General features: G+C 39.8%; 18 protein-coding genes. 16 read left to right on the top strand and 2 right to left on the bottom strand.

The genetic code is table 11. The features are described from left to right. Window positions 1–20: 20 nt before the first annotated feature. The 4 genes from HDE70_RS04550 (at window position 21) to HDE70_RS04565 (ending at window position 6313) form a co-directional block, all read left to right on the top strand. Window positions 21–716, top strand: coding sequence for a DUF3823 domain-containing protein (locus tag HDE70_RS04550; RefSeq protein ID WP_183865505.1), 696 nt, complete (start codon window positions 21–23; stop codon window positions 714–716). Between the two features lie 55 nt (window positions 717–771). Beyond that, window positions 772–2613: a glycoside hydrolase family 2 protein gene (locus HDE70_RS04555; protein ID WP_260159930.1), complete on the top strand. Its 1842-nt coding sequence runs from the start codon at window positions 772–774 to the stop codon at window positions 2611–2613. Between the two features lie 24 nt (window positions 2614–2637). Continuing rightward, on the top strand, window positions 2638–5082 hold the full coding sequence (locus HDE70_RS04560) for a glutaminase family protein (protein ID WP_183888285.1): 2445 nt from the start codon (window positions 2638–2640) through the stop codon (window positions 5080–5082). Between the two features lie 73 nt (window positions 5083–5155). Then, window positions 5156–6313: an aldose epimerase family protein gene (locus tag HDE70_RS04565; RefSeq protein ID WP_183888287.1), complete on the top strand. Its 1158-nt coding sequence runs from the start codon at window positions 5156–5158 to the stop codon at window positions 6311–6313. Window positions 6314–6373: 60 nt separating this feature from the next. Here the strand turns inward: HDE70_RS04565 and HDE70_RS04570 are convergent, their stop codons facing one another. Next, on the bottom strand, window positions 6374–7264 hold the full coding sequence (locus HDE70_RS04570) for a PorP/SprF family type IX secretion system membrane protein (protein WP_183865508.1): 891 nt from the start codon (window positions 7262–7264) through the stop codon (window positions 6374–6376). A gap of 30 nt (window positions 7265–7294) precedes the next feature. Continuing rightward, window positions 7295–13714 carry an MBG domain-containing protein gene (locus HDE70_RS04575; protein ID WP_183888289.1) on the bottom strand — a complete coding sequence of 2140 codons (6420 nt, stop codon included), beginning with the start codon at window positions 13712–13714 and terminating at the stop codon, window positions 7295–7297. A gap of 293 nt (window positions 13715–14007) precedes the next feature. On the opposite strand from HDE70_RS04575, the gene HDE70_RS04580 reads away from it, so the two are divergent. From HDE70_RS04580 to HDE70_RS04635, 12 genes are all read left to right on the top strand, one after another. Next, on the top strand, window positions 14008–14979 hold the full coding sequence (locus tag HDE70_RS04580; protein ID WP_183888292.1) for a Crp/Fnr family transcriptional regulator: 972 nt from the start codon (window positions 14008–14010) through the stop codon (window positions 14977–14979). Between the two features lie 520 nt (window positions 14980–15499). Then, window positions 15500–16393: a helix-turn-helix domain-containing protein gene (locus tag HDE70_RS04585; RefSeq protein WP_183888294.1), complete on the top strand. Its 894-nt coding sequence runs from the start codon at window positions 15500–15502 to the stop codon at window positions 16391–16393. An 83-nt stretch (window positions 16394–16476) separates the two neighbouring features. Next, window positions 16477–17232 (top strand): SDR family NAD(P)-dependent oxidoreductase, encoded by a 756-nt coding sequence (locus HDE70_RS04590; RefSeq protein ID WP_183888296.1) that lies wholly within the window; start codon window positions 16477–16479, stop codon window positions 17230–17232. A gap of 343 nt (window positions 17233–17575) precedes the next feature. Then, window positions 17576–17980, top strand: a complete 405-nt coding sequence (locus HDE70_RS04595; protein WP_183865514.1) for a winged helix-turn-helix transcriptional regulator — start codon at window positions 17576–17578, stop codon at window positions 17978–17980. Window positions 17981–18117: 137 nt separating this feature from the next. Then, a complete protein-coding gene (locus HDE70_RS04600; protein WP_183888298.1) occupies window positions 18118–19020 on the top strand; it encodes an NmrA family NAD(P)-binding protein in 903 nt (300 codons plus the stop codon). Window positions 19021–19143: 123 nt separating this feature from the next. Continuing rightward, complete coding sequence (locus HDE70_RS04605; protein ID WP_183888300.1) at window positions 19144–19905, top strand: alpha/beta hydrolase; 762 nt, start codon at window positions 19144–19146, stop codon at window positions 19903–19905. A 334-nt stretch (window positions 19906–20239) separates the two neighbouring features. Then, window positions 20240–20881, top strand: a complete 642-nt coding sequence (locus HDE70_RS04610; RefSeq protein WP_183865517.1) for a hypothetical protein — start codon at window positions 20240–20242, stop codon at window positions 20879–20881. Between the two features lie 26 nt (window positions 20882–20907). Then, window positions 20908–21441, top strand: a complete 534-nt coding sequence (locus HDE70_RS04615; protein ID WP_183865518.1) for a hypothetical protein — start codon at window positions 20908–20910, stop codon at window positions 21439–21441. Next, window positions 21441–22097, top strand: coding sequence for a hypothetical protein (locus tag HDE70_RS04620; RefSeq protein WP_183888302.1), 657 nt, complete (start codon window positions 21441–21443; stop codon window positions 22095–22097). The genes HDE70_RS04615 and HDE70_RS04620 overlap by 1 nt, the downstream gene beginning before the upstream one ends. Beyond that, window positions 22082–22882, top strand: a complete 801-nt coding sequence (locus tag HDE70_RS04625; protein ID WP_183888305.1) for a sensor histidine kinase — start codon at window positions 22082–22084, stop codon at window positions 22880–22882. The genes HDE70_RS04620 and HDE70_RS04625 overlap by 16 nt, the downstream gene beginning before the upstream one ends. A 10-nt stretch (window positions 22883–22892) precedes the next feature. Then, complete coding sequence (locus tag HDE70_RS04630; RefSeq protein WP_183865521.1) at window positions 22893–23564, top strand: response regulator transcription factor; 672 nt, start codon at window positions 22893–22895, stop codon at window positions 23562–23564. A gap of 232 nt (window positions 23565–23796) precedes the next feature. Continuing rightward, window positions 23797–25431, top strand: coding sequence for a lamin tail domain-containing protein (locus HDE70_RS04635; RefSeq protein WP_183888307.1), 1635 nt, complete (start codon window positions 23797–23799; stop codon window positions 25429–25431). The last annotated feature ends 30 nt before the right edge of the window (window positions 25432–25461 follow it).

Below are 25461 nucleotides of genomic sequence, written 5' to 3' on the forward strand. Positions count from 1 at the left end.
GGCTTTTAAACAGTACAATTATGAAGTTAAAACCTATATATATCCTATTATTTTTCCTGCCGGTTTTCTCCTGTAAAAAGGATAATTACAAAGAGCTTTCCACCACTTTAAAAGGAAGGATCCTGTATAACAATGAAGAAATCGGATTGGAGTATGACCGTGTCCCTATGGAATTCTACCAAATGGGTTTTGGAAAAAAAGGTGCGATTACGGCAAGCTTTGCTCAGGATGGAAGTTATTCGGTGCTTTTTTCTGATGGTAATTATAAGGTGATTATCCCTAACGGACAAGGGCCTTTTAAATGGCATCAAAATGCAGCCGGAGTCAATGATACTTTAACATTGACGGTGAATGGAAGTCAGACGCTGGACTTGCAGGCAATCCCTTATTACCTGATCAGGAATGCCGTTTATAAAGTTTCGGGAGCTGACCTGACTGCCACATTCCGTGTGGATCAGATTATAACAGGGAATACTGCTAAAAAAATTGAGCGTGTTAATTTATACGTGAATAAAACTCAGTTTGTTTCCGGCGCAGACAATATTGCCAATTCAGAGTTATCAGGAGGAGCTATAACCGATCCCACTGCTTTAACGCTTAAAGTTAATGTTCCGGCTATTGTCCCGGTTCAGAATTATGTTTTCGCCCGTATAGGGGTAAAAATAGAAGGATTAGAAGACATGGTCTTTTCACCTCTTCAAAAAATCCAGTTGTAAAAAAGAGCTACCAGTTTTAAATACGAAATACCAATTGTAACCATAAATTAATAAGATGATGAAGAAAATTCTAACGGGAACAATGCTCTTACTATTAGGCTATTCTGCCAATGCACAGCAGGCAAAATGGACTTTAATTAAAGACAAGATTGTTTCTCCATGGGCCGAAAAGGTAAACCCAACAGCCCCTTTGCCGGAATATCCGAGGCCGCAGCTTGTGCGCAACAATAACTGGAAAAACCTGAATGGACTTTGGGAATATGCGATTATACCAAAAGACCAGCAAGAACCTGCTCAATATCAGGGCAATATTCTTGTACCATTTGCCGTAGAGTCTGCTTTATCCGGAGTCGGTAAAACGGTGGGTAAAGACAGTGTATTGTGGTATAAAAATACCATCACACTGCCTGCATCAGCGAGCAATAAAGATGTGCTGCTGCATTTTGGAGCAGTAGACTGGCAGGCAGAGATTTTTGTAAACGGCAAAAGCGCTGGTAAACATGAAGGCGGTTTTGACCCTTTTTCATTGAACATTACTTCCTTGCTTAAAAAAGGGAATAAGCAGGAAATTAAAGTACGGGTATGGGATCCGACCGATGAAGGGCCACAGCCAAGAGGAAAACAGGTGAGAAAGCCTGAAAGTATCTGGTATACACCAGTAACGGGTATCTGGCAAACGGTTTGGCTGGAAGCTGTCCCAAAATCTTATATTTTATCTACTAAACAGACACCGGATATCGATGCGCACCATATTTCGGTAAGTGCTGCGGTTCAAAATAATCAGCCAGGTGACCAATTGAAAATCAGTATATTAGATGGTAGTGTCGTCATTGCTGAAAAACAGGTAGCTGTAGATGCAACGGCAGAGATTTCAGTTGAAAATGAAAAATTATGGTCTCCGGAACATCCATTCTTATATGATCTGAAAATCACACTTCTGCGTAATGGGAAAGCCATAGATGAAATAAAAAGTTATTTCGCCATGCGTAAAATCTCTATGGAGCCGGATGCCAAAGGTATTCAACGGATGCTGCTGAACAACAAATTTGTATTTCAATATGGCCCGCTCGATCAGGGTTGGTGGCCAGATGGTTTATATACAGCACCTACAGAAGAGGCGATGGTATACGATATTGACGAACTTAAAAAAATGGGGTTCAATATGATTCGTAAGCATATTAAAGTGGAGCCCGCAAGATATTACAACTATTGTGACAAAGTTGGAATGTTGTTGTGGCAGGATATGCCAAGTGGTGATCTGGGCAATGGATGGGAAAACAATCCCGGCATACTTGACCGTGCTACAGACAAAAACAGGACTGCTGAATCTGAAGGATATTACCGTAAAGAATGGGACGCGATCATGAACAGCTTGCATAATTTCCCTTCTATTGTAGTTTGGGTACCTTTTAATGAGGCTTGGGGACAGTTTAAAACTGTTGAAATTACAGAATGGACGATGAAAAAAGATCCTTCCCGTTTGGTTAATAGTGCAAGCGGAGGTAATTTTTATATCACCGGACATATGGTTGACCTGCATAATTATCCGCATCCGGCAATGCCAAGACCAGATTTGTTTGGCCGGAGTCACATCCTTGTTTTAGGTGAGTTCGGCGGATTGGGATTACCGGTGGATGGACATACCTGGCAACAAAAAAATAACTGGGGCTATCAGTCTTTCAAAACTCCTGGTGACCTGTTTGCCAAATATGCAGCCTTCACTAAAAGGATAGAAGAATTAATACCCCTGGGCCTTTCGGCTGCGGTTTATACACAGACTACAGATGTAGAAGGTGAGGTCAATGGCTTTATGACCTACGATAGAAAGGTGATTAAAATGCCTGTAGAAGATCTAAAACGCGTTAACGATAAACTTTATTTAATACCAGCTCCTTAATAATACCAATAAAACATACATAGCATGAAACGATTATTTATCTCTTTAGCTTTAGCGGGTTTACTGTTGAAGTCTTCAGCTCAGCAGCGTATTGCTCCGGCATATCCGCTGCTTACACACGATCCTTATTTTAGTGTCTGGTCATTTACAGACGGATTAAATACCTCGGCTACCAAACATTGGACAGGTGCAAATCAATCGCTGACAGGTTTATTAAAAGTAGACGGCAAAGTTTACCGCTTTCTGGGTGGACAGGAGGAAAGCTTTCTAACGGTACTGCCTGCTTCGGATGAAAAAGCATATACGGCAAAATATGTGGAATCGGAGCCTGAGAAAGGTTGGAATCAAGCAGGTTTTGCGGAAACCAGCTGGAAAACCGGAACAGCTCCTTTCGGAGATGGCGCCGCAACCACTCAGTGGAGAACTAAAGACCTCTGGATGCGCCGGACGTTTAATTTGACGCAGACAGATTTCAAGGGTTTAAAACTTAAATTGATGAACGATGATGATGTTGAAGTTTATTTAAACGGAACCCGGATTTTTGCCTGTGAATGTTTCAATGGCAAGTTTATCTACGTGCCTGTAGACACTAAACTTTTGAAAAAGGGACAAAATCTATTGGCTGTGCATGTTAAAAATAATGTGGGTGGTCAATGGTTGGATGCAGGTCTCGTTTATGATAAACCTGTTGCGGGTAACCCAAATGTTTTACTGGCCAAACAGACTAAGGTTGGAATCACTGCCACTCAAACTTCTTATAGTTTTGACTGTGGAAATGTAAACCTGGATGTTGACTTCACCTCACCATTACTGATGAGTGATTTAAATCTATTGTCACGTCCGGTTTCTTACGTTTCTTTTAAAGTAAAAGCTAAAGACGGTAAAAAACACAATGCTGAAGTCTATTTTGGCGCAAGTACAGGCTTGGCTGTGAATACAGAGTTTCAGGAAGTGACTGCTAAACAGTATAAAGCGGGACAATTGTCTGTTTTGAAAGCAGGCACCAAAGAACAGCCAGTATTAAAAAAACAGGGTGATGATGTGCGTATCGATTGGGGTTATTTATATGTAGCTGCACCGGGTACGAGTGTGAGGCAATATGCCGGCCCTGCTGATGAAGCTTTAGCTGCATTTGCAACAGGTAAGGCTACAGGAAAGACCAGTGCAGAAGGAAAAAAATTAATACTATCTACAGAGTTGCCTTTTAATCAGGTTGGAACAGCACCAGTTGAAAAACATATTTTAATAGGATATGATGATTTGTATGCTGTACAGTATTTTGGCCAGAATTTAAGAGCCTGGTGGAATCGGAAAAATGACCAGACGATAGAAAAACAATTGGAACTTGCCAATGCTGAATATGCAGCTGTACTGAAAAAATGTACTGATTTTGATCAAAGGTTTCGTGCTGACAATGTCAAAGCAGGAGGAAAGAAATATGCTGATCTTTTAGATCTTTCTTATCGTCAGTCAATTGCTGCCCATAAACTGGTAGAGAGCCCGCAAGGGGAACTCCTTTTTCTTTCTAAAGAAAACTTCAGTAATGGATCTATCAATACAGTGGATATCACTTATCCTTCGGCACCGCTATATCTTGTTTATAATCCTGATTTACTAAAAGGGATGTTAAACGGTATCTTTTATTATAGTGAAAGCGGCAAATGGAAAAAGCCATTCCCTGCACACGATCTGGGAACTTACCCTTTAGCGAACGGACAAACTTACGGAGAAGATATGCCGGTTGAAGAAGCTGGGAATATGATTATCCTGACCGCGGCAATCGCTAAGGTAGAAGGCAATGCAGATTACGCTAAAAAACACTGGAAGACACTTTCTGTTTGGGCTGATTACTTAAGTAAAGAAGGATTTGATCCGGCTAATCAGCTTTGTACAGATGATTTTGCGGGACATATGGCGCGTAATGCAAACTTATCTGTTAAAGCAATTGTTGCTTTGGGTGGGTACGGAATGCTTGCGGATAAACTGGGAATGAAAGCTGAGGCGGTGAAATATATGACGATGGCTAAACAAATGGCGGTGAAATGGATGGAAATGGCCAATGATGGAGATCATTATGCGTTAACTTTTGATCAGAAAAATACATGGAGCCAGAAATATAACATGGTATGGGATAAAGTACTGGATATGGATATCTTCCCTAAAGACGTATTCAAAAAGGAATTTAAGTATTATCTGACCAAACAAAATGCTTTTGGTTTGCCGCTGGACAGCCGCCGCAGTTATACCAAATCGGATTGGATTATGTGGACAGCAACGCTGACGGATAACCGTGCAGACTTTGAAAAACTTATAGATCCGATATTTAAGTTTGCTACAGAAACACCAAGCAGAGTTCCATTAAGCGACTGGCATGAAACCACAGATGGTAAGCAGGTTGGCTTCCAGGCGCGAAGTGTGGTAGGAGGGTATGCGATTAAATTGCTGGATTATAAGTTACATGGTAAATAAAAGATAAATTTGGTTTGGTGGGTCTTGTCCTGATGGATTGTCAGGCGGGACCACCATTTAATTATAAAAGCATATGAAGGTTACTTACATCACTATTTTAGCAATCGCCGGAACAACTTTTGCTTCCTGTAATTCAGAAACCAAATCCACGCAGGTACCGGATACCATGCAAACGGTTAAGCTTTCGGCAGATTCTTTCAAAAGAACTACAGACGGTCAGGAAACAGGGCTTTATGTCTTAAAAAATGCGAACCATGCAGAAGCTATATTTACTAATTATGGGGGTAGACTGGTTAGTTTGCTGATTCCTGACAAGACTGGTAAATTAACGGATGTAGTAGTCGGTTTTAATAGTGTGAATGCATATGAGAAGTCTACAGAGCCTTATTTCGGCGCAACCATAGGACGTTATGGTAACCGGATTGCCAAAGGTAAATTCAGTTTGGATGGTAAACAGTATACTTTATTCACCAACAATGGTCAGAATACTTTGCACGGTGGTAAAAAGGGATATCAATATGTTGTCTGGGATGCAAAGCAACCTAATGAACATACGGTGGAATTTCATTATATATCAAAAGATATGGAGGAAGGTTTTCCTGGTAATTTGGCCGTTAAAGTCACTTATACTTTAACAGACGACAATGAGTTGAAAATGGACTATGAAGCTACAACGGACAAGCCTACTGTAGTAAATTTAACTAATCACGCATTTTTTAACCTGAATGGGGAAGGAAGTGGTAAAATTCTGGGGCATAAACTACAGATTTATGCAGATGGATATACCCCGGTTGATTCTACTTTAATCCCAACAGGTAAGATTGAAAAAGTAGCTGGAACTCCATTCGATTTCTCTAAACCATTTACTATAGGGGCCAGGATTGATGATAAAAATGAACAATTAACCTATGGGAAAGGTTATGACCACAACTTTGTATTGAATAAAACAAAAGGAATGGGCATGTTTCATGCGGCTACAGTTAAGGGTGATAAATCGGGTATTGTGATGGATGTTTATACCACTGAGCCAGGACTACAGTTTTACAGCGGTAATTTCATGCAGGGTAAAAATACTTTTAAAGGAGGTGCCAGAGATGACTTCAGAACGGCAATAGCACTGGAAACTCAGCATTTTCCGGATTCTCCGAATCAAACTGCTTTTCCTTCGACGGTACTTAAGCCAGGTCAGATTTATAAAACAAGTTCTGTTTATAAGTTCTCCAACCCTTAATTTAAAACATAAAATGCCCTCAACATGTTGAGGGCATTTTATGTTTTAAATTAAGGGTTGTTATTTATCTAAGCTCAACCGTAAATTAAGTTCAAAACTTCCATTGGTATAAGAACTCAGTGCAGAAGTTTGTGTAGTATAGGTTCCGCTGATCAGGTATTTGTTTTTCAAATCCATACCTAAGCCAAACGTTGCATTTTTTGTACTGTGGTACATTCCCAATAGAAAGACTTGTTTGCTGGCCATACTGATTTGTGCGCCCGCGTCCAGAATATTGTCATAACTTTTAACGCCGCGGTAAGCGATTTTAGGTTCTGCTTCGATTCCTTCTAAACCTCCGCTAACTTGTATTTTATAACTGATCGCAGTATAAAATGTAGCCACATCAGCGAGTTTGATCACATCCTTTTTTAAGATACTTTTTAAGTTTGGGAGCGATGCTTGCACGCTTAGTTTGCTGGAAGTATAGGCTATCCCGAAATCACCATCCAGATAAGTCCCGCGTTCATTATACTGACGAATGTCCGGATCGGCCGGGTTCCCGTAAATATCTGAATTCTCCAGATTTTGATTCATGAATCCGAAGGATACACCAAAGTGTAACTGACGGTTATCTGCATCTAAAGGCAGGTGATAGGCATAGCTACCAACTACTCTGGTTTGACGTTGTAAACCTGAGCTTTCCTTGTTGAAGGATAAACCCAAAGCTGCACGGCCAAAACCATAATCGGCTGTAATATTCTGGGTTAATGGAGATCCGGGTACATTGTTCCAAAGTTTGCGGTAAGCTAAATTTACTTTTAAGCCCCGATTTATTCCAGCATAGGCAGGATTAATCAGATACTGGTTTGTATAGTACTGGGCAGTTAATGGATTCAATTGTGCTTGTGCTGCGGTAACCGTCAGCGTAAAAACAACAACAAGTCTTAGTATTTTATATAATGTATTCATGGAATGAGGCTATTTAAGAGTGAACTGCAATTATTGTTGATTTCTGACAATGGTTATATATCCTTTAAAGACGCGTTTTTCAGGACCGAAATCAATGATATAGAAGTAGGTGCCTTCATTTAGTGGTACACCATTCAGTGTAGCATCCCAGCTGTTGTCGTATCCTTTTTTATTGTAAAGCAGACGTCCGGCTTTATCATAAATTTTTACTTCGTTGTTTGGATGAAAATCGATGTTGTCAATTATCCATTTATCATTAATACCATCACCATTAGGCGTCATGATATTGGTTGCTTTGATAGTAACCAGATCGTCCATTACGTTTACAGTATAACTTTGTGAATCCTGACAACCACTGATATTAGTAGCGGTAACGGTATACGTAGTCGTCTGAGCTGGTCTGACTGTTAGTACTGCACTGTTCTGGCCGCTTATAATTCCGGCACTGTTCGCCCAGCTATAACTTAGCCCGCCTGTTGCAGTTAATAAAGTAGTTTGACCTTTACTGAGCTGACCGGCTAAACTACTGGTGATGGTAATGACAGGCATTGGATTTACTGTGATGTTAAAAGTTCTGCTGTAAGTGTCTGTTCCACCATTTGCAGTCCCGCCATTGTCTCTCACCATGATTGTAACCATTGCAGTTCCGGAAGCGCCATTCTTCACTTTGTAGCTGATGGTTCCTGTAGATCTGCTACCATTTACGCTCAGGTTGCTGAACAGGCTGGCATTGTTACTGCTAATCGTTAAGCTCGTGTTTTGGTTAGTTTCAGGGCCAGAAGTAATGCCGGTAATACCAAATGATTGTGTAGCGCTGGTATAACAAATGGTTTGATCGGCAATGGCTGCGAGTGTTGGAGCTTCGTTAACGTCTGTTAAATTAACAACCAACTCTTTTTCAAGTGAAAGGTTATTTTGTGTGGTTGTTTTTACACGGATTTTATAAACAGATTTATTTTCATAATCCAAAGGCTGAGTTGTATTTAACTGGTTGCCGTTAATGGTGAAAAGGGAATTATCAGTACTGCCTGAACCTGTAACCAGCGTATATGTGAAAGTGGCTAATAGGTCATCAGAGGTACTGTTTAATGTACCTGCGTTTATACCGGCAGGACTGTTTTCATAAAGGGTTGCCTCAGTCAGTGTGATATTGGTAGGTATACCCGCTTTTACTTTAAGTACACCATCGATATAGCGTATCGAGTAGTTGAGTGCGAATGCATTGGCCGCAGTGATTGGATAGTTGCCTGCACTGCTGTTTAAGGTAGCGGTAGTACTGATTACTGGTTGTCTGTTTAATACCGCAGGTGTTTCATTGTTTACAAATCCTGCATAACTTACTGTTAAAGCCGGATTGGTGAAATTTTGGAAACGTTCCTTATCGTCTGCGGTAATGGTTAATGTTGCCGGTGTAACTGTTAAAATACCCGGGGCATAATTGACTGCATAGTTAGTAGATACAGCTCCATTTGCAGTGATTGCATATGGGCTACCTGCAACTGAAGAAGCCGCGGTAGCGGTAGTGCTTAAAACAGGCTGAGTGGTTAAGCTGGCGAAAGTATCACCATTGACAAAACCTGCTGCTGATGCAGTAAGTGTTGGCAATGCTGCCCCATATCCTTTAGTCTGGTTATCCGCAGTAATCGTTAACGCTGCCGGGTCAACTGTTAAATTACCCGGAGCATAATTGATTGCATAGTTCGCAGATACAGCTCCACTTGGAGTGATTACATATGGACTGCCAGCAACTAAAGAAGCCGCGGTAGCGGTAGTGCTTAAAACAGGCTGAGTGGTTAAGCTGGCGAAAGTATCACCATTGACAAAACCTGCTGCTGATGCAGTAAGTATTGGCAATGCTGCTCCATATCCTTTAGTCTGGTTATCTGCGGTGATGGTTAATGTTGCCGGTGTAACTGTTAAAACACCCGGGGCATAATTGACTGCATAGTTAGTAGATACAGCTCCATTTGCAGTGATTGCATATGGGCTACCTGCAACTGAAGAAGCCGCGGTAGCGGTAGTGCTTAAAACAGGCTGAGTGGTTAAGCTGGCGAAAGTATCACCATTGACAAAACCTGATGCTGATGCAGTAAGTATTGGCAATGCTGCCCCATATCCTTTAGTCTGGTTATCCGCAGTAATCGTTAAAGCTGCCGGGTCAACTGTTAAATTACCCGGGGCATAATTGACTGCATAGTTAGTAGATACAGCTCCACTTGCAGTGATTGCATATGGGCTACCTGCAACTGAAGAAGCCGCGGTAGCGGTAGTGCTTAAAACAGGCTGAGTGGTTAAGCTGGCGAAAGTATCACCATTGACAAAACCTGATGCTGATGCAGTAAGTATTGGCAATGCTGCCCCATATCCTTTAGTCTGGTTATCCGCAGTAATCGTTAACGCTGCCGGGTCAACTGTTAAATTACCCGGAACATAATTGATCGAATAATTAGCAGATACAGCTCCACTTGGAGTGATTACATATGGACTGCCAGCAACTGAAGAAGCCGCGGTAGCGGTAGTGCTTAAAACAGGTTGAGTGGTTAGGCTGGCGAAAGTATCACCATTGACAAAACCTGATGCTGATGCAGTAAGTATTGGCAATGCTGCCCCATATCCTTTAGTCTGGTTATCTGCGGTGATGGTTAACGCTGCCGGGTCAACTGTTAAATTACCCGGAACATAATTGATCGAATAATTAGCAGATACAGCTCCACTTGGAGTAATTACATATGGACTGCCAGCAACTGAAGAAGCCGCGGTAGCGGTAGTGCTTAAAACAGGCTGAGTGGTTAAGCTGGCGAAAGTATCACCATTGACAAAACCTGATGCTGATGCAGTAAGTATTGGCAATGCTGCCCCATATCCTTTAGTCTGGTTATCTGCGGTGATGGTTAATGCTGCCGGGTCAACTGTTAAATTACCCGGAACATAATTGATCAAATAATTAGTAGATACAGCTCCACTTGGAGTGATTACATATGGACTGCCAGCAACTGAAGAAGCCGCGGTAGCGGTAGTGCTTAAAACAGGCTGAGTGGTTAGGCTGGCGAAAGTATCACCATTGACAAAACCTGATGCCGATGTAGTAAGTGTTGGCAATGCTGCCCCATATCCTTTAGTCTGGTTATCCGCAGTAATGGTTAATGCTGCCGGGTCAACTGTTAAATTACCCGGAACATAATTGATTGCATAGTTCGCAGATACAGCTCCACTTGCAGTGATTGCATATGGGCTACCTGTAACTGAAGAAGCCGCGGTAGCGGTAGTGCTTAAAACAGGCTGAGTGGTTAGCCTGGCGAAAGTATCCCCGTTTACAAAACCTGTTGCCGAATAAGTAAGCGCAGGCAGTGCCGCGCCATATATTTTATTCTTGCTGCCTGCGGTAATCGTTAACGCTGCCGGGATAACTGTTAAATTGCCTGATACATAACTGATCGTATAGTTCGTAGCTATTGCCCCTCTTGGAGTGATTACATATGGACTGCCAGCAACAGAAGAAGCTGCGGTAGCGGTGGTGCTCAGCGTAAGCTGGGCAGTTAGACTCTCGAAAGTATCGTTGTTCACTACACCCCTCAGTGTAACGTTAAGTGCAGGCAGTGCCGCGCCATATAATTTACTCTTGTTGGTTGCGGTGATGATTAGTGCTGCCGGGGTAACTGTTAAATTACCAGGGATATAACTGATTGTGTAATTCGCAGCGACTGCTCCACCTGGTGTGATGGCATAAGGGCCTCCAGCAACTGAAGAACCTCTGACAGCAATAGTGGTCAGCGTAGGCTGGGTAGTTAGACTGGCGAAAGTATCTCCATTCACAAAACCCGTCATCGAATAAGTAAGCGCAGGCAGTGCCGCGCCATATATTTTGCTATAGCTGTCTGCTGTGATGGTCAATGGTGCTGGTAAAACGGTGAGTACCTGCTGAACCTGAGCAGCTGCGCTGAACGTTCCATTTCCCGGCTGGTTGGCATTGATAGTTACTATGCCAGCTTTTAAAATATGTATTTTGTTATTGATAATCGTTGCTATATTTAAATCACCTGAAGTATAAGTGACTGGTAAAAGACTAGTTGCAGTTGCTCCCGGATCAATATCGGCATTCCCGTATGTTGCAGTGGCCACTGTATTCATGGTAATAGTTTGTACGCCCGGATTGATGACAAATGAATAGGCTTTTGATCCGGTAAATGATGTTGCACTGGTTGCTGTTATCGTTATACTAAATGCTCCTGTTTCGGTTGGAGTACCGCTTAATAAACCGGATGCATGGAGTGTTAAGCCTGCTGGTAAGGTCCCGTTTGTGATGGCAAAAGAATAAGGAGCAGTATTACCTGTAGCAGAAAGGGTTTGATTATAAGTTGCTCCTGCACTGGCAGCAGGGAGTGTTGCAGGGCTGATTGAAATAGGAACGATAATGGTCAGCGTTTTAGTAGTGGAATTACTGTTAGCAGCACCATCGTTAACAAAAAAGGTAACTACCCGGTTTGATGTATTGATTGAGGTAGTGGAAAAAGTTATCGCCCTCAATACAGCCTGCCATTGTGCTATAGTTGCTGTATTCCCAGAGGATGCCAGGTTCATGCTCCTTGTAGGACCAATATAGTTACCAGTTATATTACCATAAAGTGTAGCATCGTTATTGATAAATGACAATACATCCTGTGGCTGACCTGTTAAAATTCTTATATTAGCTGATGCCAGCGTAGTATTATCTGCATCGCTTATCGTAATTCCATTATCTACAATCACGTTTGTTTGTACAAATACAGTAGTGCCGCTTGAAGCTGTTACTATTGGAGCATCGTTTACGGATACCACATTTAATACTTTATTTACGCCAGTAATAGTGTTTATTCCATCTGAAATTAGAAACGAGATTGTTCTGTTCCCAATACCTGGAGTTTCAGAAGAGTTAGTATAAGTTATACTGCGTATCGCAGCCAGCCATTCTGCTGATGTTGCAGTAGTCGATCTCAAGATGATTGTTCCTGTCGCAGTATTATAAGGGTCACTTACGATATTTCCCATAGTAACTCCATTGTTCACGAATGTTAAGATATCTTGTGTTGCATCCAGATTTGCTGCAATCTTTATTGTTGTTGAAATTAGCTGAACATTATCCGGATTATTCAGTGTCATTGCTGCATCAATAGCAACAGGTATGGAGATGGTGTTATTTCCTTCGGTAAATATAGTATTACCTGATGAGGCAGTTAATCTTGGAATGGCTTGTACTTTCCATGTATAAGTTGCAGGCGTAGGATCGATATTACCTGCTGCATCCACTGCTGCCACACTAAAGGTATGGTTGCCAGCAGGTAAGTTCCGCATCGGGTAGAAATTATTGCCCGATGCATAAACTGGAGAAATATCCTCTTTAGCCTGATAGGTTGCGGGAGATTCACTACTCGAATACATAAATGTAAAAGAGTTTGAAGTTGTGGCCGCTGGCGGGAAACTGGTAATCGTAGTCTCTGGTGGAGTTCTGTCAATGGTAAAAAGCTGACCGGTTGTATATCCGGTTGTAATCAGGTTGTTTGCTAAATCTTTAATGCCCGTTCCAGAAGAGTTTAAATCCAGTTTTAGCGTTCCGTCGCCTGTATTATTTACCGTAACTGTATAAGTTGTACCTGAACCCGTAATGCTGGCAATTGTACCTGAGGCAGAACCAGACGTTGTAAGTGCAAAATCATCAGCGGTTACTCCGGTTACACTTTCAGAAAATATTACCGTATAAATAACGCTACTAGCATTGGTTAGGGTTGTACCCACACGGTTAATTGAAGTTACAGTAGGCGGGGTGATATCCGGGGCAACAGGGGGAGCGACCTGTATGTTGTTTACGCTCATCCAGATACCTAAGTTGTTTTTGCCGTAGATTCTTACTTCATCTATACTTTGAAGTGCGGTGGAGCTTAATAAATCTGACTGCGTAAGTGTTTTGGCAACACCGTTTACGAAAGCGATTTCTACAGTTCCTTTCGATACACCACCATCGTATGCTTCTAATATAACAGGGGTATTGCCACCCCAATCATAAAGCTGTAAAGACTTTAATGAGAAATTGTTGGCCTGCGAACTGCTTTTTATGATTAATGCTTGATAACCCTCTGCTTCAATATCCGCTGAATTAGGCGTGATGCCAAAAAAAGAATTTGAACTGGCAAACCAGGCATTATTATGATACTCTACATTTTGATTCGGCAATAACGTACCATTCGCCTTCGTTCCTGCAAAAATCTGCAAATCTAAATCAGAGATATTTACTGACCCTCCTGAACCATCGGTAGCTATAGTCCCAATGACTGTAGCTTCTGTGGTGTTAAAAATTAAAGTGGGTGAGGTGGATAATGTTGTCTGCGCTTTTAAAGTCAAAAAAGCAAATAATAGCACAAGAACAGAGAGTAGTCTTTTTTTTTCAAAAAGACTTGACGAGCGTAGTCGTTTTTTCATACAGGTTAAGATAGATGAGCGTGATATCTTGATTTTGAGTTAGAATATTTAATGTAAAAAATGTGTCTTTGAAGCTATATTAAAGAGTGATTTAAAAGATTAACCTTTAAATAGGATCGTAATATTTCTATTTACATTTATAGCTTGTATTTTTTATTAAATTTAGAATAGTCAAAAATAGTTTTGTATACGTACGAATCATCAAATTATTGTTATTAAGTAATGCAAAATTATAATCCTGTACAATTCGTTTATGATTGACTAATAATATTTCTATTTTAGCGCCTCTCATTATGCCCACAAATAGCGCTCGTTCCATTAAGTCTTCTTATACAAGTTTACATGCTGTTATACAGCAGCTTGATCAGTTACATCTTTTAACTGACGCCTGCAAAAATGCGCTCACTGAGCACACTTTTGAACTGACAGTTTCTCAGGGGCAGTATTTAATGAAAAGAGGTGATTATTGTACGCATATCTATTTTATTATAGAGGGATTCTTTTCTGGCTGGGCTACTGGAAATGGACGATCAATAACTTCCTTTATCGCGATCCAGGGAGATTTTTTATCGGCTATAGAAGGGATGTATGGGATTACTGAATGCACAGAAGATGTTAAAGCAGAAGAAGATTCAGTACTGCTCGCCTTACCTGTTGAACATCTGATCCGATATTTTGACATTTATCCGGAAATGAATATTGTGATGCGTAAGGTGCTGGAAAATTATTACAAAATGGCACATCAGCGTTCTGTATTCTTCAGAATTGGTACAGCCTCCGATAAGTATCTTTATTTATTGAGCACCTATGGTGATTATGCCAGCCGGATTCCTTTACATGTGATTGCTTCATTCATTAATGTAAAGCTGAATACCCTGCAAAAAATCATTAAACAGTATGAGGGCAAATCTGCTCATGTTCAACTGTCTAAGGGTGATATTGTTACTTACATGGAGCAGGAAAGGCCTTTTCTTCAGAAAAAATTAAGCATCAACCAACTTTCTTTGAAACTGAAGATTACTCCTCATCTGCTTTCTTATTTATTGAATGTTTATTTCAAACAGAATTTTAATCATTTTGTAAATACTTATAGGATTCAATACGTACTGAACCAGTTTTTGATTAAAAACTCTATTAAACAATACAGTCTGGATGGATTAGGAAGCGAGTCCGGATTTTCTTCCAGAAGTTCATTTTTCAGTGAATTCAAAAAATACACAGGGGTAACCCCGCTTTTGTATCTTAAAATGAACTGTGCCAGCTAAACCAATATTTAGCATAAAGCCATGATCACTGACGTGATTTTAGTTCGGTGTTGAGCTGACTCCATCTGATTGCGGCTGGTAAGATGCCTAATAAAAAACAAGGAAGAATTGTCAGGAATTTAATGTTTTGACTTTTATCACTTGGGTATAAAATTATACCACATAGCACGACTATTAACACAGCAGCAGCAATTAAAATGTTCTTTATCGTGTTTTTTTGTTTATTCAATTCAATAATTGTTAATTCTGAGAGCTTATTGTTTTTCATAATCTACTGATGAATGTTTTTATATTATTTAATACGCATGTTAAATTATAATTTTTTTAGCTTATTATGAAATATTTTTCGATTTAAACTAGAATTTATATGTTTCTGTGAGCTTTGAAAATGTTTCCATAGCTGAAATAACTGTGCCTTCCATATGACCTGGGTAAGATGAATCAGTTTTAGTGCCAATAAAAGATTGTCTGTAATACCCTAAGATTGTAGATTTGATGAATATTAAGACAAGGTTGTTTTATGAAGGAAAGTAAAATCAGCGAATATCATCTGCATAAAGATTTGCCGGAAAAAAGACAGTTTGAAATTTTTTCATTGAAGGAGTATTTAGAAAAGAACACTCCTGATACGATCAGACCACACATTCATAGTTTCTACCAGGTACTTTGGTTTTATAAAGGGAATGGGGCACATTTTGTCGATTTTAAAAAGTATGAAGTTCATCCAGGTACTTTATTCTTTATCGGAAAAAATCAGGTGCATTATTTTGATGAGTATTCAGGTTATGAAGGGGTTATGATCCATTTCAATGAACGTTTCCTGATGCAAAATGAAAATGATGTCAACTTCTTTTTAAAGTATAGCCTTTTTAATGACCCTTATCAACAGCCATTTTGTAAGATTAGTGCGCATGCGGAAAAGGATTTAAAGGTTTTGATGTCACAAATAAATAGTGAGCTGGATAAAGAAGCCGGTGACTTTGGACAGTTGGAATTGCTCAGGTCTTATCTGAATGCTTTTTTAATATTTGCACAGCGGGAAAAGGGCAATATTAATATCAATAAGGAAAATAAGTTGTATGCCGCGGATGAGAAACATTTGCAGCTGCTCCGGTTTATTGATTTGGTGGAATCAAATTATCAAAACGGCCTTGCCATTTCAGCCTATGCTGCTTTGTTAAATATTTCCAGTAAAACATTAACCGATCTGACGAACAAGATTATTTTTAAAACCCCCTCCATGGTCATCCAGGAAAGGATTATGATTGAGGCGCAACGTCTTTTAGCACATTCGGGTTTAAATGTGAACCAGATTGGGTATAAGCTGGGATTTGAAGACCCATCTTACTTTGTGAAATATTTTAAGAAACATGCTAAATTTTCTCCAGGTGAGTTCAGAAAATCTATTTCCTGAATTTACCATTCATTCTCTTTTTTGTCCATTTTATAGATGTCTTTTCCTTCGGACATTTGTATTGTACAATAAACAAATGAATAATGAATCAACAAGCATTAATAATTGGTGGCACAACAGGGATGGGAAGAGCTACCGCAGAACAGCTGTTAAAACAAGGAATTGAAGTGATTATTGTTGGCAGACCAGATAAAAATCTTCAGCTCGCTGGAACTGAATTGTTAGCTTTAGGCCGTATCAGAACTATTGGCGTTGACCTTTCCGAAATGCGTCAGGTTACTCAATTTGCTTCTACTATAAAAAGCGAAATACCATATTTGAAATATCTGGTCAATGCTGCGGGATATTTCAGTCCAAAAGCATTTCTTGACCATTCGGAACAGGACTACGATATTTATCACAATTTCAATAAAGCTTTTTTCTTTATTACCCAGGCAGCAGCAAAAGTGATGAAAGAAAATGGCGGTGGTTCAATCGTAAATGTTGGTTCGATGTGGGCTAAGCAGGCGATCAAAGCTATACCTTCTTCTGCTTATTCGATGGCTAAAGCGGGGCTTCATAGTTTGACACAACATTTAGCAATGGAACTTGCTTTGGATCAGATCAGAGTTAATGCAGTTTCGCCTGCTGTAGTGGTTACGCCAATATATGGTTCTTTTATCGAAGCGGATAAAATTGAAGAAACACTACAAGGGTTTAATGATTTTCATCCAATAGGCAGAGTAGGCAGACCGCAAGATATCGCCAAAACAATTGCGTTCTTATTATCGGATGAAACGTCGTGGGTGACAGGCGCAATCTGGGATATAGATGGTGGAGTAATGGCAGGACGTAATTAATCAGGTGATGATAAACGGAATTAATTTAGAAGGATTGCAGGCCTATAAAAGTCTGATCACTGAAAAACCCAACAAAGACAATTTCTGCTTGATGAGCCTTCCGATCAGGACGTTCCTGTTGGTTTTGACCAGGTAGTGTTTAAGTATGAGGTTAAGGAAACTGGAATCCAGGATGATTATGATCAGATCATCAAAAACGTACGGGAGTTTTCTCCAAATTACAGAACTATTATTAATCCGGTTCAATTGGTAGTTCAAAAGGTTTAATGAAAGAACGGGAATATAGGTATGCCGGAGAAATGATTATTAATTGATTAATTTGTAAAATCAGACGAATAATAACATGACCGATACCGAAATTATTAAAGCATCACAGGCCATCTGTGATGCACTTTCAGCAGAAGAAGATGGGCTTAAAAGAGATGTCTTAGGTCATTTAGGCAATACCTGGTCACTTTTGATTATCCAGATGCTTGGCGTGAATGGTAAATTGCGTTTTTCCCGTTTGCAGGAACAGGTGACTGGAATAAGTCAGAAAATGCTGACTAAAAGTCTCCGTGAGCTCGAAAGAGATGGATTAATCACCAGAACTATGTTTATGGAGGTTCCACCAAGAGTAGAATATGAACTGACTGAATTGGGGCGTGGATTATTAATTCAGATCCTTCCTTTATGGACGTGGGTACTGGATCAGTCTGACAATTTTAAAACGGCACGTCATGCTTTTGATAGTAAAGCTCAAAAGTAATTGTAATCTAAATCTAATAATGAAAATTTAACTGATTCAATATCAATATTGTATCATCGTGGTTAGTAGGGAACCAGCATGTGCCTTATCTTTTTTCAATACTATACTTTATAGGTTTGAGAAAGATTTAAAAGCATATGTATATAGTTACAGGTTCAACCAGCAACACAGGAAGTGTTGTTGCACATCAATTATTAGACGCAGGAAAACAGGTTAGGGTAATTGGCCGGAGTTTGGAAAAACTGTCACCTTTCATCGACAGGGGAGCAGAGGCTTTCGTTGCCGAACCTACCGATGCGCAAGCCTTAACCGAAGCTTTTCAGGGAGCTAAAGCTGCCTGGATAATGCTTCAGCCAAATTACATTCCTGACAGTCCTGATTTTCCCGGATATCAGGCTCAGGTTACGGATGCTATTGCTCAGGCCATTGTAGCAAACCCTCTCGAATATGCCGTTACGCTAAGTAGCTGGGGTGCTGATCAGGAAAGCGGTTCAGGCCCTGTTCTCGGTTTACATCATATGGAACAAGTTATGAATACGCTGCCTATTGAAAATTTACTTCATTTAAGAGCTGGATATTTTATGGAAAATACCCTTTCTTATCTGCCGTCTATTCAGAAAAATGGAAAAGTTTTTGGACCTTTTGATCAGGATATGCTTTTGCCATTTATCGCGACCAAAGATATTGGTCATGCGGCTGCTCAGGCCTTGATTAACCTTAATTTTACAGGGAAGCTTGTGCAGGAATTGCATGGCCAGCGTGACCTGAGTATCCGGGAAGCAACGGCGATGATTGGAAATGCAATTGGAAAACCCGGATTGGTTTATCAGCAAAATACAATTCCGGAATTTAAATCAGATTTGATGGCTGCCGGGTTTTCGGCAAATGTTATTGCATTAATGGAAGAGGTCGTTATTGGCATGAATAGCAAGCACATCACTACTTCACAAATGCGCACAACGGCATCTACAACCTCAACTTCTTTTGAGAACTTCCTGGTGGAATCTTTTGTACCGGCGTACGATAGGATGCAGGAGTAATACTTGTTTGAAAAAACAGGCTGACGGAAAGTAAATTGGCAAGTATTCGGGAAAGTTATCCATTTTTTCAGGTGTTTATAACAGCGACTTTTGACATGTGAAAACAATAAACACACGCAAAATATGAGAACATTGAAATTTATGATACTTACGGTATCGATAGTTTTGGGAACTATAAGCGGTTATGCTCAGGGAGCAAAAACTACAAAACCTACTATAATTTTTGTTCATGGTATATGGGCAGATGGTTCTTCATGGACAAGCCAGATTAATGATTTACAAGCCAAAGGATACCCTGTTATCTCGGTTCAGAATCCGATTACTTCATTAAGTGATGATGTGGCAGCTACCAAAAGAGCGATTGACAGGGCAGAAGGTAATGTTATCCTGGTGGGCCATTCATGGGGTGGTTTTGTGATCACACAAGCAGGTAATGATCCTAAAGTTATTGGTCTGGTTTATGTTGCTGCTCTTGTTCCAGATTTAGGTGAAACCTTACCATCTTTATCTGCTAAAGGGCCGGCAGTTAATTTAAAGGACTATTTTGAACCTGTGGGTGGATTTGTGTATTTATCTAAAGAGGGGGTGAAAACTGTATTTGCACAAGATCTTACTGGCAAGCAGCAAAATTTGATCTATGCGACTCAAACCCCTGCATCTCAAACTGTATTCGGTGATCAGAGTGGCGAACCTGCCTGGAAGCAAAAACCAAGCTGGTATATTGTGGCCAAAAGCGACAAAGCTATACATCCGGACCTGGAGCGGTTTATGGCAAAAAGGAGCCATGCAAAAACTATAGAAATTGAGGCTAGTCATGTAGTGATGATCTCACATGCTAAGGAAGTGTTAGCTGTGATTGAAGAAGCAGCAAATTCGAAAAAATAAGAATATTATTAACTTTTTGATATGGACAAGTCTGAATAAGGCTTGTCTTTTTTTTGTTCGAATTGTTCATCTTTTGCTGATATAGCTGTCAGCTCTTTTTTATGCAGAATAAAACCTGATATTAGTTTCACGTTTAATCTCATACGCATGAAACCTTGTCTTTTATACAGAAAAATAGTTTAAGGTAAAAAGGCGAAAACACCTTAAATAATCAGGTATTTCTATCTCGTTATAACTCAATATTTTGAAATAATTTAGCCGTTCTCAATAGCAATAGGGCGTAAACTGAAAAGCCATAAAAGAGTAAGTATTTTAATCTAAATCAAATATTACAATGGGACAATTTGCCTCCATTATTTCCCTGACCAGGAAAGAAATTCTGACATTAACGGAAACACATATCACGGATATTCCAACCGCTATTAAGGATCTGAATTTAATTACTACTTCTCTCACTCCACGCAGGAAGGTTTCAGCTCCTCCACCTTTTCCTGATTCTGATTTGTCTGACTCCCTGCTTTCTAAGGCTATTGGTAAAGCAATTAATTCAGCATATCTGGAATCAAGATACCTATTTAAGGCTATTTTTCCATCAGTTGATCTGCCACTGGAAAATAATGATTTTGGTGTTGTACTTAATTATGGACCCGTGATGGGTGATTTTAAGAGCCTGACCAATCAACTTTCTCTTTTTTTGACGAACAGTAATTTACAACCCTTACTTGCTGGGGAATTAGCCAGACAACTACAACCACAGGTGATGGCAAGCGGAAATACACCATCTGCAACTTTTGGCAGGGTGGCAACACCTAATCTGGCGATCGTTGATCCGCTGATTACGGTAGAATATTTGTTTTGGGTTGCATCTTTTGGAATATTCCGTACTGAAGAAATAAATCCGTCCGGTGAATCCAATTATGCCGTGGTCTACAGTTGTAGTGCTGCCAATGGAACATTGCAAAGTATTATGAAATAACATCTTATTAAATAAATAAAGAAATCATGGAAAATTCGAATACCATTCAACCGCTAAAAGAAACACAAACAGCTATTACTGCTGATGTTCCTCCAACAATTCCGCTAAGTGTCGCCATAGCAAGGGCTACATCCTGGCGAAAAATGATCACCTCAATTCCTGATGAATCCAAATTGCCATATACAAATGCGGCATGTGATTCGGTTGCTCCATTAATACCTTCTCAATTAATTTTCAGAGCAATCAATATTAATATGAGAGATATAGATTTACTGAAGCAAGAACATCCGAACGCCAGTTCAGTTAGATTATACATGAGTATACCTGATCCGGATTTCCCATTTCAAATCTGTGGTATGCTTGTTCCGGTTGATGCGCAGAACAATGAAATGCTTACCAGGGCAGGTGATGCGAATACATCAAGGGAAGATTTGTTAAATAAGGAAGAATATTCTACCGTTTATGATTTTACTCAACCTTGTCCAACTTTATGCAGCACTATGAGTCCACTATTTGACAGTTTTAATAGCGTTGAACCTTATTTGCAGTATACCAAATAATGGCTCTTCCCGCCAGTTTGATCTATACAGGAATCATTGTTCCTGTAAGTGTTTTAATTCCTATTGGTATGGCTGCTTCCAAAAGAAAGTATGCTGATAGGTCACTGGAAATAATCTGGTATTATTTACTACTGGATTGTGTCGTAAATGTATTGGCTGTGGTACTTGCAAATCACAAGATTAACAATCTCCCGGTTTTACATGTTTTCACTATACTCGAATTTGTATTGATGAGCTACTTTTATCTGTCCGTTTTGAAAGAGGAAGCAGCTGGCAGGATTATTAAATATCTGTTGATTCTTTTCCCGGTGTTCTGCATTGTAAACTTCTTGTTTTTTCAAAGTATCTATCAATTTAATACCTATGCCAGGCCGGTTGAAGCATTAATTATAATGGGCTGTAGTCTTGCTTATTTTGCGCAAAGCAACGATGCAGAGACCAGGTGGTCATTAAATCCAATAAACTGGATTAATACCGGAATACTGTTATACTTTTCGGGCGCCCTGTTTATTTTCTCTTTCTCAAATTTAACGGTAAACGAGCTGAGTGAAAAGTATCATGCGATCAATATTTTAATGTGGAATATCCATGCCACACTTTTACTCATTATGTATCTTTTAATTGCCTTTGGGTTTAGTAAATGCAGGAAACAGTAGGGGATAATATTTTTCTGTTGATCATATTGTGTACTGGTGGTATTTTTCTGCTGGTCATCTCATTTGTGATTTTATTTATAAACAATCAGAAAAAATTATTAAGGAACAGACAGCAGATTCATGAAGCAGAAATGAGTTATCAAAAGGAATTGATGCGGGTAGTATTACAATCACAAGAGGAAGAAAGAAAGCGGATTGGTCAGGATTTACACGATGATGTTGGAGGTTCTTTGTCAAATTTGCGCATGTTAATTAACCGGGATGAACTTCCTGAAGAACAGGAGAACAAAGCTGTAATAGCTAATCATAAGTTGTTAATTGATAAGATTATACAAGATGTACGTAACATCTCACATAATTTATCACCACCTGCTTTAGCATTATTTGGTTTTACGGTGGCGCTGGAAGAATTAATTGATAGTATTAATGATGAAGATAATTCATTGATAACACTTATTAACGATGCAGAGGCTATTACAGATCAATTACCATATGACATGGCTTTGGCCTTAATCAGGGTATTACAAGAGCTCATTTCCAATACCATTAAGCATGGGGATGCAAAACGGATAGAGGTATCCATTTTCATGGAAAATGGGTTATTAGTCATTCAATATAGGGATGAGGGAGTGGGGTATGATCCTGGTAATCAGAAAAACAGAAAAGGAATGGGTATGCAAAATATAGAAAGCAGGTTGAATATGATCAATGCGACTTATACTATGAAAACTGCTCCGGGATCCGGATTCTCTATGTTTATAGTGTTGAACAGTTCTTTAGTTTAGATTTTAATTTATGTCAGACAAAATACGTATTGCTGTTGTTGATGACCAAAACTTGTTTCGGGAAGGACTGGTTAATCTTTTAAGTAGTAAAGCTGATTATCAGCTGGTGGCCCAGGCTGAGAATGGGAAGGTTTTTTTAGAACAGCTTGACAGGCTGGAAAGTCTTCCTGATGTGGCATTGATTGATATGAATATGCCAGAAATGAACGGGGTTGAACTGAATGCTGTTTTGCATAAAGATTATCCTTCGATAAAAGTGATCATACTTTCTGTGCATGGTGAAGAGCGTTATTTAAGTAAAATGATAGAGGCCGGGGCTTGCTGTTATCTGATCAAGAATTGTGAAACCAGCGAATTGTTTTCGGCTATTCATAATACCTATCATGTAGGTTTTCATTTTAATATCGAAACTTTAAATGCAATGCGGAATGCGGCCAAATACCGCAAACAAGGTTTGAAAAGTATGAGCAGTATTCCTATCAATCTTTCGGAGCGGGAAACTACCATCTTAAAGATGATCTGTGATGAATTGACTAATATTGAAATCTCGGAAAAGTTATTCATCAGCAGCCGTACTGTGGATGGGCACCGCACAAACCTGCTCACCAAAACCGGTTGTAAAAACACAGCGGGTTTAGTCATCTTTGCCATCAAATATGGCATCTTCGAAGTTAAATTCTAATCGAAAACCTCTTTATTCTTTCCTGAAACGTGGTGACCAGGTGTTTTTACCTGGTCACCACGTTAAAACACCTGTTTACCAAGCCGGGATATTCAACGCGGAAAAAAACCTTTATTCTGCCTTTACTTTGACATGTCAAACGATTAAAGCGCTTTAATTTAAATCTGACAAAGGCAGAAACCGAAAAGCCTTAACAGAGTAGGTAAAATTGAACCCTCAAAACTCTACGACCATGAATACCGAATTAACCGTTGAATCAGAAGCATCAGAAATTATCGATGCGCTGAAAGAGCAAGCATCAACACTTTTATCATCCGTATTAAAGGAGCCGCTAACAGATTTTGGCGTAACCAAGCTAGGAAATTTCCCTTATTACTACGTGAATCCTAATAACTTGCTGTTTAATGCGACAACTTATGAATGGATCAGTACTGCTTTAACTGCAGATGCGACTCCTGTGACACTTGACGAGCCATTTGTTAATATTTATACTCAAGCAATAGCCAGCGTAGGTTATAAGCTGTCGAATGCAGATCAAGCAGCGCTTAACGCAGCACAAAAATTGGCGACCAATCAGCAAATGGCACTCTTGACGCTTTGGACATCCATTTATGGTCCAGTAGTGGCAACTAGTAAACAACAGCCGATAGATATCATTATGAGTACGATTGCAACGACCTGGGCAAGTCCTGCTACCGATCTTTATACGATCCAGAGAGCTAAAAATTTAGCTAAACTATTAAACAAAACACCGGCAAGTGGTCAGCCCGTATTACCGGTTTTTGCCAATTATCTGAATGCGCTGGGCAACAGTATCTCCTTGCAAAATGCAACCACAATGAACACCGGTTATTTGAGCACAGTATTAGATAATGTACAGAATGCTGCTGCTGCTAACGGTGGAATGCTATTAGATAATAGTACTACCGTTTATAACCCTGCTTATGCAGTAAGTACGCCATTGTCTGATATCATTAATGGCTTAAGTGCAACTGATAATAAGATAGAGTTAAACATGACTGTTACCCGTTCCAGTGAAAGTGAGGTGAAAGTAAGTATTGAGGGTGGAGCAAGTTTCGAAATTCCTATTGCATCTTTTCTCACTTTATCGGTAGATGGAAGTGCGAGTTATTTTTCGGACACTATTGCGACCTCTTCGAATACAATTAGCGTGAGTATGACTTTTACTGGTGTTACCCTGGTTAATTATGGTCCTGTTTCATTTAATGTGGCTACTGGTTTAAACTGGTCATGGATGAAGCCAATCACTGATGCGATTAAAAATGGTTCTAAAGATGTTTCAGGTTTTGTATTTTCTCCGAAACCGAATATTGATTTTTCTGAGGGTGGCCCTTTCAGCTTTTTAACAGGAGTTGCGATTAGTAATTATCCATCTGTTGAAATCACTGTACACAGTGAATCTTATGAGAGCATTGAAAAAACTATTGAACAAACAGTTTCTTTAGGGATTTCATTCCTGGGCATACCTTTAGGTGGTGGATCGGAATCTACTTATTCACATACTGCCAGTTCAAGCAGTTCATCTTCAACAGTGACCATCACATTGAATCCTCCTGCTGATATGGTTGCTGGTACGAATGAAAGTTCAAGAGGATGGGTTCTTGGTGCAGAAACCAGTTACCCTGGTGCTGTTCAAAGTAATTTTCAAATTGCCAGTGGATTGGGATACCCGGCTTATCAGCTTTATCAGGATAACACGGGTACTACTTATTGCAGTTCTAAAAAACTAAAAAGTCATGCAGATGGTGCTGCGTTCGTGAAAGCTTGTCTTAAAGCACATTCAGGAACAAGTTGCAGTGGTAAACCATGGCTGAGCAACAGTCAAACTGGTACAATCTGGCCTTAAAATTTTATATAACGTCTCTCTTATAGCTGC

This window comes from Pedobacter cryoconitis (assembly GCF_014200595.1).
Lineage (GTDB): Bacteria > Bacteroidota > Bacteroidia > Sphingobacteriales > Sphingobacteriaceae > Pedobacter > Pedobacter cryoconitis_C.

Coding starts and splice junctions, on each gene's coding strand:
- HDE70_RS04550 (WP_183865505.1), top strand. CDS start 21: ATGAAGTTAAAACCTATATATATCCTATTATTTTTCCTGCCGGTTTTC.
- HDE70_RS04555 (WP_260159930.1), top strand. CDS start 772: ATGATGAAGAAAATTCTAACGGGAACAATGCTCTTACTATTAGGCTAT.
- HDE70_RS04560 (WP_183888285.1), top strand. CDS start 2,638: ATGAAACGATTATTTATCTCTTTAGCTTTAGCGGGTTTACTGTTGAAG.
- HDE70_RS04565 (WP_183888287.1), top strand. CDS start 5,156: ATGAAGGTTACTTACATCACTATTTTAGCAATCGCCGGAACAACTTTT.
- HDE70_RS04570 (WP_183865508.1), bottom strand. CDS start 7,264: ATGAATACATTATATAAAATACTAAGACTTGTTGTTGTTTTTACGCTG.
- HDE70_RS04575 (WP_183888289.1), bottom strand. CDS start 13,714: ATGAAAAAACGACTACGCTCGTCAAGTCTTTTTGAAAAAAAAAGACTA.
- HDE70_RS04580 (WP_183888292.1), top strand. CDS start 14,008: ATGCCCACAAATAGCGCTCGTTCCATTAAGTCTTCTTATACAAGTTTA.
- HDE70_RS04585 (WP_183888294.1), top strand. CDS start 15,500: ATGAAGGAAAGTAAAATCAGCGAATATCATCTGCATAAAGATTTGCCG.
- HDE70_RS04590 (WP_183888296.1), top strand. CDS start 16,477: ATGAATCAACAAGCATTAATAATTGGTGGCACAACAGGGATGGGAAGA.
- HDE70_RS04595 (WP_183865514.1), top strand. CDS start 17,576: ATGACCGATACCGAAATTATTAAAGCATCACAGGCCATCTGTGATGCA.
- HDE70_RS04600 (WP_183888298.1), top strand. CDS start 18,118: ATGTATATAGTTACAGGTTCAACCAGCAACACAGGAAGTGTTGTTGCA.
- HDE70_RS04605 (WP_183888300.1), top strand. CDS start 19,144: ATGAGAACATTGAAATTTATGATACTTACGGTATCGATAGTTTTGGGA.
- HDE70_RS04610 (WP_183865517.1), top strand. CDS start 20,240: ATGGGACAATTTGCCTCCATTATTTCCCTGACCAGGAAAGAAATTCTG.
- HDE70_RS04615 (WP_183865518.1), top strand. CDS start 20,908: ATGGAAAATTCGAATACCATTCAACCGCTAAAAGAAACACAAACAGCT.
- HDE70_RS04620 (WP_183888302.1), top strand. CDS start 21,441: ATGGCTCTTCCCGCCAGTTTGATCTATACAGGAATCATTGTTCCTGTA.
- HDE70_RS04625 (WP_183888305.1), top strand. CDS start 22,082: ATGCAGGAAACAGTAGGGGATAATATTTTTCTGTTGATCATATTGTGT.
- HDE70_RS04630 (WP_183865521.1), top strand. CDS start 22,893: ATGTCAGACAAAATACGTATTGCTGTTGTTGATGACCAAAACTTGTTT.
- HDE70_RS04635 (WP_183888307.1), top strand. CDS start 23,797: ATGAATACCGAATTAACCGTTGAATCAGAAGCATCAGAAATTATCGAT.